This is a genomic window from Bradyrhizobium sp. 76 (assembly GCF_023073025.1).
In the GTDB taxonomy this organism is placed as follows: domain Bacteria; phylum Pseudomonadota; class Alphaproteobacteria; order Rhizobiales; family Xanthobacteraceae; genus Bradyrhizobium.
Genome location: NZ_JADPIS010000149.1, coordinates 954,399 through 970,472 on the forward strand (window position 1 = coordinate 954,399; position 16,074 = coordinate 970,472).

At 63.6% G+C, this 16,074-nt stretch carries 16 protein-coding genes, 1 tRNA gene and 2 pseudogenes; 9 read left to right on the plus strand and 10 right to left on the minus strand.

The features are described from left to right. Window positions 1–216: 216 nt before the first annotated feature. Window positions 217–395: pseudogene (locus IVB48_RS40100) on the minus strand (transposase); the annotation flags it as partial. Between the two features lie 95 nt (window positions 396–490). Here IVB48_RS40100 and IVB48_RS41055 point away from each other — a divergent pair. Continuing rightward, window positions 491–1,038: pseudogene (locus IVB48_RS41055) on the plus strand (SDR family NAD(P)-dependent oxidoreductase). Further along, window positions 951–1,319: an SDR family NAD(P)-dependent oxidoreductase gene (locus IVB48_RS41060; protein ID WP_346659030.1), complete on the plus strand. Its 369-nt coding sequence runs from the start codon at window positions 951–953 to the stop codon at window positions 1,317–1,319. The pseudogene IVB48_RS41055 and the gene IVB48_RS41060 overlap by 88 nt, the downstream one beginning before the upstream one ends. Here the strand turns inward: IVB48_RS41060 and IVB48_RS40110 are convergent. After that, window positions 1,221–1,580 carry a response regulator gene (locus tag IVB48_RS40110; RefSeq protein WP_346659031.1) on the minus strand — a complete coding sequence of 120 codons (360 nt, stop codon included), beginning with the start codon at window positions 1,578–1,580 and terminating at the stop codon, window positions 1,221–1,223. The genes IVB48_RS41060 and IVB48_RS40110 overlap by 99 nt on opposite strands. A gap of 242 nt (window positions 1,581–1,822) precedes the next feature. Here IVB48_RS40110 and IVB48_RS40115 point away from each other — a divergent pair, with 242 nt between their 5' ends. After that, window positions 1,823–2,089: a response regulator gene (locus IVB48_RS40115; RefSeq protein WP_247408725.1), complete on the plus strand. Its 267-nt coding sequence runs from the start codon at window positions 1,823–1,825 to the stop codon at window positions 2,087–2,089. A 50-nt stretch (window positions 2,090–2,139) separates the two neighbouring features. Here the strand turns inward: IVB48_RS40115 and IVB48_RS40120 are convergent, their stop codons facing one another. From IVB48_RS40120 to IVB48_RS40135, 4 genes are all read right to left on the minus strand, one after another. After that, the gene (locus IVB48_RS40120) at window positions 2,140–2,292 is read right to left on the minus strand and encodes a hypothetical protein (protein ID WP_247289894.1); all 153 of its coding nucleotides are present in this window, start codon (window positions 2,290–2,292) and stop codon (window positions 2,140–2,142) included. 747 nt (window positions 2,293–3,039) lie between these two features. Next, a tRNA-Lys gene (locus tag IVB48_RS40125) sits at window positions 3,040–3,115 on the minus strand. A 315-nt stretch (window positions 3,116–3,430) separates the two neighbouring features. Beyond that, complete coding sequence (locus IVB48_RS40130; RefSeq protein WP_247408727.1) at window positions 3,431–6,100, minus strand: glycosyltransferase; 2,670 nt, start codon at window positions 6,098–6,100, stop codon at window positions 3,431–3,433. Window positions 6,101–6,314: 214 nt separating this feature from the next. Then, window positions 6,315–6,911: a beta-1-3, beta-1-6-glucan biosynthesis protein gene (locus IVB48_RS40135; protein WP_247408729.1), complete on the minus strand. Its 597-nt coding sequence runs from the start codon at window positions 6,909–6,911 to the stop codon at window positions 6,315–6,317. Between the two features lie 328 nt (window positions 6,912–7,239). Between IVB48_RS40135 and IVB48_RS40140 the strand changes: the two genes are divergently transcribed. Continuing rightward, window positions 7,240–8,799, plus strand: a complete 1,560-nt coding sequence (locus tag IVB48_RS40140; protein ID WP_247408731.1) for a beta-(1-6) glucans synthase — start codon at window positions 7,240–7,242, stop codon at window positions 8,797–8,799. Here IVB48_RS40140 and IVB48_RS40145 read toward each other — a convergent pair. After that, window positions 8,759–9,139 (minus strand): hypothetical protein, encoded by a 381-nt coding sequence (locus IVB48_RS40145; protein ID WP_211395731.1) that lies wholly within the window; start codon window positions 9,137–9,139, stop codon window positions 8,759–8,761. The two genes, IVB48_RS40140 and IVB48_RS40145, sit on opposite strands and share 41 nt — an antisense overlap. A 183-nt stretch (window positions 9,140–9,322) precedes the next feature. Here IVB48_RS40145 and IVB48_RS40150 point away from each other — a divergent pair, with 183 nt between their 5' ends. Beyond that, the gene (locus tag IVB48_RS40150; protein WP_155809610.1) at window positions 9,323–9,469 is read left to right on the plus strand and encodes a hypothetical protein; all 147 of its coding nucleotides are present in this window, start codon (window positions 9,323–9,325) and stop codon (window positions 9,467–9,469) included. Between the two features lie 36 nt (window positions 9,470–9,505). On the opposite strand, the gene IVB48_RS40155 is transcribed toward IVB48_RS40150, so the two are convergent. Together IVB48_RS40155 and IVB48_RS40160 are read right to left on the minus strand one after the other, a co-directional pair. Beyond that, complete coding sequence (locus tag IVB48_RS40155) at window positions 9,506–9,649, minus strand: hypothetical protein (protein ID WP_247408732.1); 144 nt, start codon at window positions 9,647–9,649, stop codon at window positions 9,506–9,508. Between the two features lie 113 nt (window positions 9,650–9,762). Next, a complete protein-coding gene (locus IVB48_RS40160; RefSeq protein ID WP_247408734.1) occupies window positions 9,763–11,115 on the minus strand; it encodes a hypothetical protein in 1,353 nt (450 codons plus the stop codon). A 173-nt stretch (window positions 11,116–11,288) separates the two neighbouring features. Here IVB48_RS40160 and glmU point away from each other — a divergent pair, with 173 nt between their 5' ends. After that, window positions 11,289–12,644: a bifunctional UDP-N-acetylglucosamine diphosphorylase/glucosamine-1-phosphate N-acetyltransferase GlmU gene (gene glmU / locus IVB48_RS40165; protein ID WP_247408736.1), complete on the plus strand. Its 1,356-nt coding sequence runs from the start codon at window positions 11,289–11,291 to the stop codon at window positions 12,642–12,644. A 38-nt stretch (window positions 12,645–12,682) separates the two neighbouring features. Continuing rightward, window positions 12,683–12,874, plus strand: a complete 192-nt coding sequence (locus tag IVB48_RS40170; RefSeq protein WP_247289904.1) for a hypothetical protein — start codon at window positions 12,683–12,685, stop codon at window positions 12,872–12,874. 9 nt (window positions 12,875–12,883) lie between these two features. On the opposite strand, the gene IVB48_RS40175 is transcribed toward IVB48_RS40170, so the two are convergent. After that, window positions 12,884–13,102 carry a hypothetical protein gene (locus tag IVB48_RS40175; RefSeq protein ID WP_247289906.1) on the minus strand — a complete coding sequence of 73 codons (219 nt, stop codon included), beginning with the start codon at window positions 13,100–13,102 and terminating at the stop codon, window positions 12,884–12,886. A 219-nt stretch (window positions 13,103–13,321) separates the two neighbouring features. Between IVB48_RS40175 and glmS the strand changes: the two genes are divergently transcribed. Continuing rightward, entirely contained in the window at window positions 13,322–15,148 is a 1,827-nt protein-coding gene (glmS, locus tag IVB48_RS40180; protein ID WP_247408738.1) for a glutamine--fructose-6-phosphate transaminase (isomerizing), read from the plus strand. An 88-nt stretch (window positions 15,149–15,236) separates the two neighbouring features. After that, window positions 15,237–16,007 carry a DUF502 domain-containing protein gene (locus IVB48_RS40185; RefSeq protein ID WP_027567012.1) on the plus strand — a complete coding sequence of 257 codons (771 nt, stop codon included), beginning with the start codon at window positions 15,237–15,239 and terminating at the stop codon, window positions 16,005–16,007. Window positions 16,008–16,074 lie beyond the last annotated feature (67 nt).

Consider the following 16,074-nt stretch of genomic DNA (forward strand, 5'->3'; position numbering starts at 1 on the left):
CTCTTTTTGGCGCTCGGGGGAGAGGCGGACGCTTGCGTTGCGTCAACATCTCTTTCCTTTGCACGCACGTCTTGAGCACGCGGCAAATCCATGCCGCATGCGCTCTGCCATCCGCAGAGCGTGTCCGCTCATCTCGCTAAGGTTGCAAACGGTATCCGAAGATTGGACGGCTGTGATGTGCAGTTTGTGCCAGTCTGCGCAGGCAGTTGGTGAAACCTAGGGCGCGGACTCATAGCGCGCGGCCAGCCATAGCCGGATAGATGCGAGGTGGACGAAGGTGAGGTAGGTTCTTGCAAGCCTGTCGTAGCGCGTCGCCACCCGACCGCACTGCTTGATCCTGTTGAAGAACAGTTCGATGAGTTGCGAGCGCGATAGAGGTGCGGGCCAAAGCAGATCAAGCCGACTCATTTTTTCGCCGTCGGCAATCAAAAACGCTCATTCAACACGGCACTTTAGTGAGCTACGTTCGCACAACGTAGAGGGATGGTGGATGAGCGACGTTAAAGACAAAGTTGTTCATATTCTTGGTGGCGCTGGCGGCATCGGATCAGCAGCGGCAAAGGATCTCGCATCAAAAGGGGCGAAGATCGCGGTCGCCGAGATCAACGAAGCGAAGGCCGAGGATGTTGCAAGGGCGATACGCAACATGGGTGGCGAAAGCCGCGTCTATCCCGTCGACGTGACACAGAAAGAGCAGTAAGGGCAACAGTCGCGAAGGTCGCTCAGGATTTTGGTTCGCTGGATACGCTGATCAACTGCGCCGGGATCATGTTTGTCCGCCCGCTGATCGAGATCAACACCGTGGAATGGGAGGCCACTATCGACTTAAATATAAAGGGGGCGCTGTGGGCAATCGCGGCTGTTCTGCCGGTTTTCATGCGCCAGCAGCGCGGGCATATCATCAGTCTCAGTTCCATCCATGGCCTCAAGGATTTTCGCCAGGCGGCGCAGTGCATTCGGCTTCTAAATTTGCGCTCCGGGCGCTATCCGAAGGTCTTCGAGCCGAACTTGCAACTACGCCAATACGGTCGACTTTAATCACGCCAGGTGCCGTCGACACCGGCATCCAACATAAGACCACAGGGTCCGACAGTGCGCGCATGCTTGAGATCTATAAAAATGCGATTTCGCCCGAAGCGGTAGCTCGTACAATCGCGTTTGCAATGGAGCAACCCGCCAATGTCGATATAAATGAGATTGTGGTTCGCCCGACGGCGGTTTTACTCACGAGTGACGTGATTGAGGAGCTGCGAGACCGCAGTGATGAGCTGGGCCGGCGCGAACGGCTTCTGCAGCAAGATACTGCTTGGGACCCCTAGCGAGCCCCAATCGTCCGCCACACCACCGGTCATGTAGACTACGGGCAACGTCGGCTCTCGTTCTCTGACCTGTCTGGCCAAGTCCCAGCCGCTGAGCCTGCCCTTGAGGTTTACATCCGCGACGAGCGCCCGGTACTCCTTCATTCCGCTTCTGAAGAGAGTCAGAGCTTCCTCGGCAGACGACAGGATGTCAGTCGCGAAGCCGGCCTCCAGCAGGGCTTCCTCGACCACCGCCTGCAATGGATATTCATCCTCCACCACCAGGATGAGAGGCGACGGCGCTGTCCGTCTCCGAAGGCTGGAACCTACGATTTTGCCCCGGCTTTCTTTCCCCAAAATGTGTCCAAAAGTGAACACAGGAGGGTGCCGAGGCCCCAGGAACTGTTGGGCCGCATGACGCGACGTACATTGACATCAGGCCAACGACGGAGCATGGGCGCACTCACAATTTTCGCCGTGGAGGACGTAGCGCTGATCCGTACATTCGTATGATGGTCTGCGACATGCTCGAGGAGTTGGGTCACAAAGTCGTCGCCGAAGCAGGCACCCTGAAGGAAGCAATCGAAGTCGCGCGGGTGGCTGACTTCGATTTGGCCATTCTCGACCTGAGGCTTGGCGATGAAACGACCGAACTGGTGGCGGAGATCACTCGTGGTCGCGGCTTGCCATTTTTCTTCCTGACCAGCCACACATCCGATGGATTGTCAGTTGGCTTCCGCAATGTCCCCGATTGGAGAAGCCGGTTCTCCGCTCCGCACTCGGGAAGATGATCGAAAACTGCGCGAGATCTTGAGCGGCTAGCAGGGGTTGGCTGTGACCTTCAGGCTGCCGCCTTGCCCTTCGCCAGGCTTGCAAGGTCCTTCCAGGCCAAGGCGGTCCGCAACCACTTCAACCGCTCGGCGGGACATGTCGCGGCGATCGCCTTCTGCATCGCGGCGATGGCTTCTGCTTGATGGTCGAGGTCTCCAATCATCGGAGCAATCATTCGCCAGAATTATTAAGACCGGCGAAAATCTACAGCCCGGAAAACTACCGGCTTACGCCGCCGTGGAGCCTACGTCCAAGCCCTGGCCCTGTGGACGCGCCAGTCCGGCGCCATCCGCTCGCCCCCGTCCTGCGGGGGTTGGCTATCATAGGTTAAAGCGCGACTCAGCAAATGCAGCCGAGGATAAACTGCAACAGGCTGGGGACGCCGGGCGATGGCACAGTCACGCTATCCGTTGATCCGGAGGTGGACACCGGAGGAGCATCAACAACTGCTGGCGATGGCGGCGGCCGGGTGTCGACCCAGCGAGATCGCGCAGGCGCTGGGCAGGACAGAACCGGCCGTGCGAGGCCGCGCGAATTTGCACAACATTCCATTGCGACTGGTGACGCAAAAGCGGAAGGGCCCATGATCAAGGGCGTGGCCATGGCTGCTCTCGTCCTGGCGGCGGCGAGTCTCGCAGACCAGCAGTTGTCCTACGGGCGGTATACTGACCGGGTCTTGGCAATGCTGCGCGAGATCGAACGTTCATTCCGGCGATAGTCACAGAGCGAGAGGGCAGCGATCACCGATGCAGGACTTTTGCCGTCCAGTCGGGCCTCATGTCCGCGGCGCGCCTGCCGCGCGCGGTGCAGAGGGGGCATCGAAGCGCCGCGCGTGCCAACACCGGCAGCCGATCTGCAGACACACAGTCTTATCGGAGCGCGTCGTCTCGGCGTAAGTAATTGCTTAATGTGGTGAGCGCGCTGGGGCTCGAACCCAGGACCCCGTGATTAAAAGTCACGTGCTCTACCGGCTGAGCTACGCGCTCCCATGGCCGCCGATGGCTTTGAAGAAATCGCCATCGTCTTCGGACATTTGGAAAAGCATGTCTTGCTGCCACATCGACGCAAGCGTTGCGGAAAACCGGCTGTTTCCGGATCATGCTTTCGGCCCGCGCTGTGTAGGGGGACGGGGCCCGGAGGTCAATAGCAGGCGAGGGTGCCGAAGTTGAAGGCAACAGCGGGAATTCGCTCGCCGTTTCCAATGCTTGAGCCGGGATTCTCAACCGGAATAGCGGCCGTCATCCACGCCGAAGAAGCCGCGACGTCCGCCCCACAGGACGGATGCCGCGTTCGGAGCCCCGTCAGTTCGCCTCCCGCCGGACCTCGCTCGGCACGGGCACTTGCTGCGGCGTGCCGGCGGGGGTCGGCAGCGCGACCGGGCGCAGGCCGATCAGCTCGGCGGTGCGGATCGCGCTGTCGCGCCAGAACTGGAACGAGTTGATGCGGCTGAGCTCGAGGATGGCGATCGCGACCGCGGCCAGGAACGGCAGGCTTTGGAGCACCAGTACGCCGGCGAAGATGTAGATCTCGGTGATCTGGCGATAGCTGTTGGAGGCCACCAGCACGCCGGCGCCGATCAGGAGCAGGGCGCCGATCACGGCCTCCCAGAACGCCTGGAACTCGATCGACATCCTGGACAGGCCGCCCTTGGACGTGCGCGCGAACGCGATGTGCTCGGTGATCAGTCCCTGCGCCACCGCGCGCGACACCGTCCACTGCACGCTCATCGCGGCGATCATCGCGCCCAGCATCTGGCCGGGCTTGATCGCGACGCGGGCGCGGTACATCGACAAGAAATGCGCGAGCGAGACGACGAAGGCGCCGATGATCGGTAGCGTCAGGATCTTGTCGGGGATGGCGATGTCGGCGAAGGCGACGATCGGCACCCAGACCAGGTTGAGCAGCGCCACGACCACGCCGAGGCTTTCGGCGCCCAGCCAGTTCAGCCAGCCCAGGCCATATTCGCGCTTCTGGTCGGGCGTCAGCCGGCTTCGTCCCGGCAGGAAGTTCCGCCAGTGCTTCTTGACGATCTGGAGACCGCCATAGGCCCAGCGGTGACGCTGCTTCTTGAACGCCTCGTAGGTGTCGGGGAGCAGGCCCTGGCCGTAGCGGTGGTTGGTGTAGTGCGTGGTCCAGCCGAGTTGCTGAATCGAAAGGCCGAGATCACTGTCCTCGCAGATCGTGTCGGACGACCAGCCGCCGGCCCTGTCCATCGCGGCGCGGCGGATCAGACACATCGTGCCGTGCACGATGATGGCGTTGGTCTCGTTGCGCTGGACCATGCCGATGTCGAAGAAGCCGGCATATTCGCCGTTCATGATGTAGTGCATGATCGACAGATCGCCGTCGCGATGTTCCTGCGGCGCCTGCACCAGGCCGACGCTGGGATCGGCGAAAGCCGGCACGAGGTCCTTCAACCAGTCGGGATCGACGACGTAGTCGGCATCAAGGATGCCGATGATCTCGGCGTCGACGGCGGTGCGGTCCATCGCGATGCGTAGCGCACCGGCCTTGAAGCCCTGCACCTTCTCGGCGTTGATGAACTTGAAGCGTTCACCGAGCGCGCGGCAATGATCCTGGATCGGCTGCCAGAAGGCAGGGTCCGGCGTGTTGTTGATGATGACGACGCATTCGTAGTTCGGATAGTTCAGCCGCGACAGCGCATCGAGCGTCTGCTTGAGCATCTCGACCGGCTCGAAATAAGCGGGGATGTGGATCGAGACTTTTGGGAAGTAATTCTCCGGAACGCTCTCGACCGGCTTGCCCTTTGTGAGCAGCCGCTGCGGCGGCCGGCCGAACGCGACGGCCGCGATCTCGTCGATGCGCGCCATCGCGATCAGCACGAGGGGAACAAGCAGGATCATACCGAGCGTGAGCGCGAAGGCGGAGCCGAAGATGAAATAGTGCCCGTTCCAGAACGCGAACACCGTGGCGGCCCACGCGCCGACGCCATTGGCGGTGGCCGACAGCAGGAACGCCTGCTTCGCCGTCGGCTGCTGCAGCCGCAGGATCGGTAGCGACAGCAGAATTCCGACCAGGAGCGCGACACCCATCAGTTTCCAATAGTCGGGATTCTCCACCGGGCCGGTCCAGGCGAATTTCGGCTCGCGGCTGGCGTTGAGGATGCCCCAGTACGGACCGACGCCGCCCTCGGAATACTTCCAGGGCTGATCGATGGCCTCGACGATGTTGTATTCCATGCCGATGGCGTCGGCGCGGCTGACGAAGTTGCGCAAGGTCAGCGCCTGCTGGAACGGACCCGGATCGGCCCTGCCCAGATTATAGCCGGCGCTGGGCCAGCCGAACTCTGCGATCACGATGCGCTTGCCGGGAAACAGGTTGCGCAGCAGGTTATATCGGTCGACGGCCTGGTCGACCGCCTCGTTCGAGTGGAAAAACTCCCAATAGGGCAGCACGTGGGCAGCGATGAAGTCGACGTTGGAGGCGAGGTCGGGGTTGTCGCGCCAGATGTTCCAGATTTCGCCGGTGGTGACGGGCACGCGGACCGAGCCCTTGACCTTCTTGATCATCTCGATGAGGGCTTCGACCTTCTGGTCGGCGCGATAGATCACCTCGTTGCCGACGACGACGCCGTTGACGTTGCTGTTCTTGCGGGCGAGTTCGATCGCCGCCTTGATCTCCCGCTCATTGCGATCCTCGTCCTTGCCGATCCAGGCACCGACCATCACCTTGAGACCGAACTCGGCGGCAATCGGCGGCACCAGTTCGTTGCCCTCTGCCGCTGCGTAGCATCGGATGGCCCGCGTGAGGGTTGAGAGCTTCTTCATGTCCGCGCGAATCTTGTCGGGATCGACGTTGAGGTCGACGACATGCCCTGGCTCGAATGGCATGTAGGAGAGGCTGGGCAACAGGCCCTTGAAGTCGGGCGCGGGTTCCTTGTCGCGCAAGACTCCCCAGAGGCCGGCGTGGAGCGCGGACACAAGCAACAGAACGGCGGCGACAACCCGCATCGCGGCTAACCAAAAAGGGGCTGAGGGGGCAGGGAAGCGGATCCGACCCCGAGATCCGACCAAGTCCGCGGCAAATGGAGCATACCTCTGCCGCGCGGTTTCACAACTGTCATCGCCTCATGACCATATGAGGGCATGCACATTTCGGAATTCGCAGCAGTGCCAATTGCCTCTATCGCCCATCGTTCCTGAACGGAGGCTGAAACAATCGCGGCTATTTCGGGGGCGCCGGTGACGGGCTTGCCGCCGGCGAGGGGCTCGCGGCCGGCTGCGGCTGCGCATTGCCCGCGGCCGGCGCGGCCGGCTGCGATGCCGCGGCCGCGGCCGCCGCCTGCTGTGGCTGCGACGCCGGATTGATCCAGCAGGCGTGCACACGGCTATCCAGGGTCTCGGCGACCTTGGGATCGATCTGGCCGCCGAAGCGGGTCAGGCAGCGGAACGCAGCCTGGATGTGGCCGCCGGGGCAGCCGAAGCGGTCGTAGAGGTCGAGATGGCGGAATGCGGTATCGAGGTCATCCCGCCACATCAGCCGCACCACGCGGCGGCCGAGCCAGACGCATTCGGGATTGCCGGCCGGGCCGCTGATGACCTGGGCTGCTTCGGCGAACTCGTCGGTGCGGCGCTGGTTCTGGGCGGCATCCTTGGCCGCGTCGGCGGGTTGGGCTGTTGCCTTGCTCTGGTCCGGGGCGGGCGTGCCGCTCTGGGCGGAGGCGGCGCCGATACCCATCAGGATGACAAGGGAAGAAACGGCCAAGGTGGCGGCGAACTGCCGCAGGACCGCATTTCGTAACTCGAACACCCGTTGCCGCATGAATTCCCCAATATATCACTGACCGTCCGCGTCAGGACCTTCGCGGACGCGCCGGTGATGGCGTCCAAATGGGTCTCCAATGCGGCGGAAAAGTCCTCCCGAGTCCATGGCCTGAATTTGGAATTTTGTCCAGCAAAGTCACGATCCTAGGCCTCGGTCGAACGGCCGCAGGTAAATTCCTCAGGGGAGGGATGGATCCATAACGGAGTCACCCCCTTGGCAGACGGCGTGCTAGCAGGTAATCGACGGCCCTTCGCGGAGGACGGAACCGATTTCTCTTCGTACGCCACTGGCGCTTCTGCTCGTTTCACTGGGTGCGATCGCTGCCGTGTGGTGGTGGCTTGCCACGCCGATCTCGCTCGCGCGCGCCCCGATCGATCCCGCCGACAAGGTCCGGTGCGTCTCCTACGCGCCGTTCCGCGGCGAGCAGTCGCCGCTGAACGCATGGACTCATATCGAGGCCGACCAGATCGAGCAGGACCTGCGCCAGCTCAAGGAGATCACCGACTGCGTCCGCACCTATTCGATGGAGAACGGGCTGGACCAGGTGCCGGCGATCGCGGCCCGGATCGGCGGGCTGAAAGTGCTCCAGGGCATCTGGCTCTCCAGCAACCGCACCAAGAATTTCGAGCAGGCCGCGCTCGCCATTCGCCTTTCCAAGGATTTCCCCGGAATCATCACCAGCATCATCGTCGGCAACGAAGTGCTGCTGCGCGGCGAGATGACGACCGCGGACCTGGTCTCCATCATCCGCTCCGTGAAGGCCCAGGTCAGCGTGCCCGTCACCTATGCCGATGTCTGGGAGTTCTGGCTCAGGAACCGCGAGATCTATGACGCCGTCGACTTCGTCACGATCCACATCCTGCCCTATTGGGAGGACTTCCCGGTCAAGGCGAAGTTTGCCGCTTCCCATGTCGAGCAGATCCGCGAGCGCATGGCAGTCGCATTTCCCGGCAAGGAGATCCTGATCGGCGAAACCGGCTGGCCGAGCGAAGGGCGCATGCGCGAGGGCGCGCTGCCGTCGCGCACCAACCAGGCGCGCGTGGTCTCGGAGATCCTGAGTCTCGCGAAAGCGCAGAAATTCCGCGTCAATCTGATCGAGTCCTACGACCAGCCGTGGAAGCGCAAGCTGGAAGGCACCGTCGGCGGCTATTGGGGCCTCTATGATTCGGTGCGCCGGAGCCTGAAATATCCGCCGGGCCAGCCGATCAGCAATTTCCCTTACTGGAAATGGTACATGGGCGCCGGCATGGGCCTCGGCGTGCTGGTGTTCGCGGTCGCCGGCCTGACGTTGCGGCGCAGGCCCTGGACGCCGCGCTTCTCGGCCTGGCTCGGTGTGGCGATCTCGGCCACCTCGGCCGGCATCCTGCTCGGGATCGGCGCCGACAAGATGTACTACGAGAGCTACGGCATCGGCGGCTGGCTGCTCTGGGGCACGCTGCTCGCGGCCGGCATCCTGTCGCCGATCTTCTGCGCGCAGGCGATGGTGATCGGCCGCAGCCTTCCGACCTTCCTCGATCTGCTCGGTCCGCGCGAGGGCCGGAAATGGTCGAAGCTCACCGCCGTGCTGGGTCTGACGCTGGCGGTGACGGCGGTAATCGCGGCGCAGACCGCGCTCGCCTTCGTGTTCGACCCGCGCTACCACGACTTCCCCTACGCCTCGCTGACGATGGCGGTGGTGCCGTTCGCGCTGTTGATGCTGAACCGGCCGCAGATCGGCCAGCGTCCGATCGCGGAGTCGGTGTTCGCCGGTGTGCTGACGCTGTCGGCGGCCTATGTGCTCTTCAACGAGGGCCGCGACAATTGGCAGTCGCTGTGGACCTGCGCGATCTATCTCTTGTTCGCGCTCACGCTGTGGCGGGCGCGGGCCGAGCAAATCCAAGAATGAACAGGCCGATCGCCAGGCCCGACAGCACCACATTGTAGAGCACGATGCCGAGGCCGGCGGCGATGATGCCGACGGTGAGCAGCACGATCGACGGCCGCATCAGGTTCAGCGTCGCCACCACCAGTGCGACGATGCCGAACACCGAATTCTTGAACAGCACGGTCGAGACCGAGCGCGCCTTGCAGACCAGGGTCTGAAGCCCGGCGTCGCAGGCGAGACCGACCTGCGAGTTTTCGATTCCGAGGTAGCGCAGATAGAGCGCATAGCCGACGCTGGCGAAGCCGACGACGATCAGGAACTGCACCTGGTAGGGCGTGAGACGGAAGGGCTTTTTTGTCATGGCGGCAATATGGTCGGGATGGCGCGGACGGGCAACAGGGAAGGTGAATTTATGTCGATTGCGGCCAGTTAAGGGAGGAGCAAGGCGGCCGCGCCTGGCCCGAAGATATCCAGGAACAGGCTGGGGCTGCGCAGGTTTTGAAACGGTGTGACCGCGCACGCACGCTGCATACAAGGAGCGAGCATGGAAAAGCCAACTCAGGAGCAACTGGACGAACTCAAGCGGCTGAGCAAGCAAGCTCGGGTCGAGGATTGGTCGGAACTGGTTCAGTCGAAGGATGAGGCTGACAACCGCATTCGTGACCTGAAGGAAAAAGCGCGCATCGAGTAGGTGGTTGCGTGCGCCGATGAGCTCTCAAGGGCGAGGTTATATCGTCCGGTTCTGGTCCCTCAGCCGACGTTCGTATTTTTCGGCCAAGGCCAGCAATCGCTTCCTGATATAGGGGTCGGCCTGTTCGGCCAACTCGCGGATAAGCGCGAGGTGCTCGCGCAGAAACGTCTCGTCCGCCATCTCCGCTCCGAATCATCTTCGTCGCGGATACTGCCGTCTTATGTCGGGCGCCTCCGTATCGTTTGATACGTTAGCCGCGAGATGGTCTTCCCGCCGCAGAGCGGCTGCGGCGTCTACCGCCTGAAGAACGACGACAGTGTCGATCCCGCCGACGCCGTCTCCGGCTTCGGCTGTGCGGCCGGCTGCGCCGCAGGAGCAGGCGCGGGCTCCTCGCGCTTCGACGAGCGTTTCGAGGAATAGCTGCGGCGATGCTTGTCCGGCTTGGCGGCGGGCGCGGGCGGTGGGGCGGTCTCGGCTTGCGGCACCGAGTCCTGGTTCTTGTCGGAGTTCTTCTCCTGAACTCGATCCTGAGTCTTCTCTTGTCCCTTTTCCTGGCCGCCGCGCATCGACAGCCGCTGGCCGTCGAACACGGTGGTCTCGCAGTGGCGGTCGTTCTCGGCGAGGCCGGCGCAGAGTTTTGCCGCAGCTGCTGCGTTGATGAGCGGGCCGGCGCCGAGGCGGAGCTGCATGCCGAGGCCGGTGTTGCCTTCCTTGATCATGATGATCGGCCGCAACGCTGCGATCTCGGGATTGGATTTGGTCACCCCGCGCCACAGTGCACGCAGGCCTTCGAGCGAGTTGGCGCCACCGAGATCAATCGCAAAGCGCGTCTGCTGGACCGCGATCGCGGGAGCCTCGCTTTCGGCGGCCTCCGGCGGCTTGGCTGGTGCAGCGGCGACTTCGATCGGGGCGGGCACTGGATCGGGCTTCTTCTCGGCAGCCTTCTCAGTGGTCTTCTCAGCGGCCTCGGGCTGAACCAGTTTCGGGGCGGCCGGATCGGGCGGCGCCATGATCGATTTGGATGGGACCAACGGAAGCATCGGCAGTGCCGAATTCGTCGCCGGCGACTGCGCGACCAGCGAGGCCGCCGCTGCGCTCTGCGGCGGCGGGCTCGACGGCTCCTTTGCGGCCTCAGTGCGCGGCTTGTCGTTGGCCGGAGCTGGTGTCGAGGCGACCGGCCCGATGCCGGGCGTCGGCGGCCCGATCAAAGCCGGCGCGTCCTGCGGCTTCGCAACGGACGCCTGCGGCGGCGTTGTCGTCTGCTTGGCGATGGCGCCGGTGACGGAATCGAGCCCTTGCTCCAGCACGGTGACGCGCGAATAGAGCCGGTCGCGATCGGTGTTCAGCGTCTCGATCGCGGAGGCGAGCCGGCGGGCCTCGTTCTGGCTCTCCTTGGTCAGGATCTGGAGCCGGTCGGCCTGCCGCGCGAGATCGGCGGACGCAACCTGATCGCGCCGCCAGCCGAGCTGGGCCTGGTTGGCGAACACGGCAAGCACCACGGCGCCGACGGCCGCCACGCCCCATGAGCCGAGCCGCCACATCATGCCGCGATCGAACGAACTCTCCTCGGCCACAAGTCCGGAGAACAGCCCGCCGGTCTCCTTGGCGCCGAAGGCATCCGCCAGTGGGTCGGAATCCTTTGCCATGAACGTTAAGTGCCCAACCCCTGTCCGGCTTCCCCGAATCAATCAGGGAACATTAACAGGAAAAGCGTGTCGCACTTGAACTCCGGGCGTTTGCGGGGGTAGCAAGGCGATAACTCATCAGGGCGGCCGTCGCCCGCTGGCGCCACTTGATTCGGCCGATTGACAGGATTTCGATGACCGCCCGTTCCAGCCTCACGATCGTGCTCGCCGCCGGCGAAGGCACGCGTATGCGCTCACACCTGCCGAAAGTGCTGCATTCGGTCGCGCATCAGAGCCTGCTCGCCCACGTGCTCGCCGCGGCGCCCAAGGGAACCGGCACCTCGCTCGCGGTCGTGATCGGACCCGACCATCAGGCGGTGGCGGACGAGGCAAAGCGCATCCGCCCCGACGCGCTCACCTTCGTGCAACAGGACCGGCTCGGCACCGCGCATGCGGTGCTGGCGGCGCGCGATGCCATTGTGCGGGGCGTGGACGACCTGCTGATTGCGTTCGGCGACACGCCGCTGATCTCGGCCGGGACCTTTGCGCGGCTGCGCGCGCCGCTCGCCAAAGGCGCCGCGATTGCGGCGCTCGGCTTCCGGGCCGCCGATCCCACCGGCTATGGCCGCTTCATCGTGGACGGCGACCGCCTGGTCGCGATCCGCGAGCAGGCCGACGCCAGCGCAGAGGAGCGCAAGATCGACCTCTGCAATGCCGGGGTCATGGCGATCGACGGGCGCCGCGCGCTCGCGATCCTCGACAAGATCGGCAATGCGAATTCCAAGAGCGAATATTATCTGACCGACGCGGTCGGCATTGTCAGCGAACAGGGATGGGATGCCGTGGTGATCGAAACCAGCGAGGACGAAGTGCGCGGCATCAACACCAAGGCGCAGCTCGCCGAGGCCGAAAGCGTGATGCAGGCGCGGCTGCGGAAAGTGGCGATGGAGGCCGGCGTCACGCTGATCGCGCCCGAAACCGTTTATCTCGCCGCCGATACCGTGTTCGGCAAGGACGTGACGATCGAGCCGTTCGTGGTGATCGGCCCCGGCGTTTCGATCGGCGACGGCACGGTGGTCCATTCCTTCTCGCATATCGTCGAGACCAAGCTCGGCAAGAAGGTCTCCATCGGCCCCTATGCGCGGCTTCGGCCCGGCACGTCGCTCGGCGACGGCGCGCGCATCGGCAATTTCGTGGAGACCAAGGCCGCGACGCTGGAGGCCGGCGTCAAGGTCAACCATCTCTCCTACATTGGCGACGCCACGATCGGCGCCAATTCCAACATCGGCGCCGGCACCATCACCTGCAACTACGACGGCTTCAAGAAGCACAAGACGATCATCGGGCAGGGCGCCTTCGTCGGCACCAACTCCTCGCTGGTCGCGCCGGTGACGATCGGCAACGGCGCCTATATCGGCTCGGGCTCGGTGATCACCCGCGACGTGCCTGATGACGCCCTGGCGCTGGAGCGCAGCGCGCAGACCATCCGCGAAGGTGGTGCGGCGCGCTATCGCGAGATGAAGACGGGTGGGAAGAAGGCGGAGAAGTGAGCGGCTGAATTGATCGGTGCTGCCAGAGCTGCGCGCTCATGAACGACGATAACGACTACGAAGTACTCAAATTCTTCGTCGAGAACGTCATCAAGCCGCCGGGACGATGGCTGCTGGAACAGTTCGGCGTACGCCGCCCGCATGAGCATGAGACCGCGCCGCTGTTCACCGGAATAGCGTTTTGGGCGTTCGTCGTATTCCTCGTGTGTGCCCTGGTGCTGAGGTGGTGAGGCGCGCCGCTATTCGTCGTCGGCGAATTCCGAGAAGATCGCGCGCGTCAGGCGCCAGCCGCGCGGTTTTGCACGCTTCGCCGGCTCGCCGGCGGCGTGCTTGATGAAAACGGGCTTGCTTTCCTTGCCGCGCTGGGGCGGAGGCCAATGCGCAAGGTGCGTGCCGGTGGTCTCGCTGGCGCGCACCGCCATCGATGACGGACTTTTGCGGTTGGATGAGCCTTTCATGGCCTCTCTCCTTGGGACGCAAGGGTTGGCCAAATTCGTTGACAACAAGTTAATGCGCGAGGTTTAAGGCTCAGCCAGTTCGACGCAGGCGAGGCGCGTTGCCGTCGGTGCTGTCTCAATCGGCAATAATTATTGAGTATCTGGTTCCTTAGGAACTTCGCTAAAAACCGAGCGCGTCGTTTAGGCGATTTTTCGACGATTTGGGGGATATTGATCCGCATGTGCGGGATTGTCGGCATTCTCGGGCGCGAGCCGGTTGCAGAGCAATTGGTGGATTCGCTCAAACGTCTTGAATATCGCGGCTATGATTCCGCGGGCGTCGCCACGCTCGAGGGCAAGCATCTCGAGCGCCGCCGCGCCGAGGGCAAGCTGAAGAATCTGGAGAGGCGGCTGGAGGCCGAGCCGCTCAAGGGTACGACCGGAATCGGTCACACGCGCTGGGCCACCCACGGCAAGCCGACCGTGAACAATGCGCACCCGCACGCGACCGAGCGTGTCGCCGTCGTTCACAACGGCATCATCGAGAATTTCCGCGAGCTGCGCGAGGAGCTCGAGAAGAAAGGCACGGTGTTCCACACCCAGACCGACACCGAGATCGTGCTGCATCTCGTCGACGATCTGCTCACGCGCGGCAACAAGCCCGTGGAAGCGGTGAAATTGACGCTGGCGCGGCTGCGCGGCGCCTTCGCGCTCGGCTTCATCTTCGCCGGCGAGGACGATCTCATGATCGGCGCCCGCAACGGTCCGCCGCTCGCGATCGGCTATGGCGACGGCGAGATGTATCTCGGCTCCGACGCCATCGCGCTCGGGCCGTTCACCGACACGATCAGCTATCTCGAGGATGGCGACTGGGTCGTGCTGACCCATACGAGCGCTTCGGTCTTCGACAAGGACGGCCACGCCGTCCAGCGCGAGAAGACCAAGCACGCCGCCTCGACCTCGCTGGTCGACAAGGCCAACTATCGCCACTTCATGGCCAAGGAGATCCACGAGCAGCCTGAAGTGGTCGGCCATACGCTGGCACGCTATGTCGACATGGCGACCGAGCGGGTCTCGCTGCCGGTCAAGCTGCCGTTCGACTTCAAGAATATCCAGCGCATCAACATCACGGCCTGCGGCACTGCGAGCTACGCCGGGTTCGTCGCAAAATACTGGTTCGAGCGTTTCGCGCGCGTGCCGGTCGAAGTCGATGTCGCCTCCGAATTCCGCTACCGCGAGGCGCCCTTGCGCAAGGGCGATCTCGCCATCTTCATCTCGCAATCGGGCGAGACCGCCGACACGTTGGCCGCGCTGCGTTACGCCAAGGACCAGGGCGTGCATACGATCGCCGTCGTCAACGTGCCGACCTCGACGATCGCGCGCGAAAGCGAGACCGTGCTGCCAACGCTGGCCGGCCCAGAGATCGGCGTCGCTTCGACCAAGGCCTTCACCTGCCAGCTCATGGTGCTGGCAAATCTTGCGATCGCAGCCGGCAAGGCCCGCGGCGAACTGTCCGACGAGGACGAGACCAAGCTCGTCCACGGGCTCGTCGAGATCCCGCGTTTGATGTCGGATGCGCTCACCACCGAGCTCCAGATCGAGAAGCTCGCCCGCGAGATCGCCAAGTCGCGCGACGTGCTCTATCTCGGTCGCGGCACCAGCTTCCCGCTCGCCCTCGAAGGCGCGTTGAAGCTGAAGGAGATCTCCTACATCCACGCCGAGGGTTATGCCGCCGGCGAGCTCAAGCACGGTCCGATCGCGCTGATCGACGAGACCATGCCCGTCGTCGTCATCGCGCCCTACGACCGGGTGTTCGAAAAGACCGTCTCCAATATGCAGGAGGTCGCTGCCCGCGGCGGCAAGATCATCCTGATGACCGACGCCAAAGGCGCGGCGGAGGCGACCGTCGAGTCCCTCGTCACCATTGTCATGCCTGATATGGCGGCGGCGTTCACGCCGATGGTCTATGCCGTCCCGGTTCAGCTGCTCGCCTATCATACGGCGGTGATCATGGGGACCGACGTCGACCAGCCGCGCAATCTCGCGAAATCCGTGACGGTGGAATAGGCGGAAGGGTCGGGCCGGAACGCTTCGTGGTCTTCCAAAACCTGCTAGAAGACCCTAGCTTGAACGAAGCGACCGACCTGGAACCCTGATGAACCCCCGTGACGACGCGCCTGCGCCTCTTGATCCCGTGCCGGAGCCGCATACCGGCCTGATAGGCCGCTTCCGCAATTATTTTCTCACCGGGCTCGTGGTGACGGGACCGGTTGCGATCACCTTTTATCTGGTTTGGTGGTTCGTCACCTGGGTTGATGGCGTGGTGCGGCCATTCGTGCCGCTGGCCTATCGGCCTGAAACCTACATGCCGTACGTCATCCCCGGCTGGGGGCTGATCGTCGCATTCTTCACGCTGACTCTGGTCGGCTTCCTCGCGGCCAATTTGATCGGCCGGACACTGGTCGATGTCGGCGAGACTTTCCTCGGCCGCATTCCGGCAGTGCGCGCCATCTACCGCGGCCTGAAGCAGGTGTTCGAGACCCTGTTCTCGGGCAAGGGCTCGAGCTTCCGCAAAGTCGGCCTGGTCGAGTTTCCCTCGCCGGGCATGTGGTCGATCGTGCTGATCTCGCAATCGCCGAACGAGGATGTCTCCCGCAGCCTGCCTGGTCAGGAGGAGCACGTCTCGGTGTTCCTGCCTTGCTCGCCGAACCCGACCACCGGCTTCTTCTTCTACGTTCCCAAGAGCAAGATTGTCGAGGTCGACATGAGCACCGAAGACGCCGCGACGCTGATCATGTCGGCCGGCGTGGTGCAGCCGGGCTCGGCGCCCGATTCGAAGAAGGCGGCGGCCCTCGCTGGCATGGCGAATGCCGCGCGTATTGCCAACGCCTCGGCGCTCCAGCCTCAGCCTGCGAAGGTGGAGTAGGGCCATTCCTCTGCGGGATGGCCGGCGCTCACGCTGGCGTCCCGTCCTCTGCTAGTCTCCGGTTGAA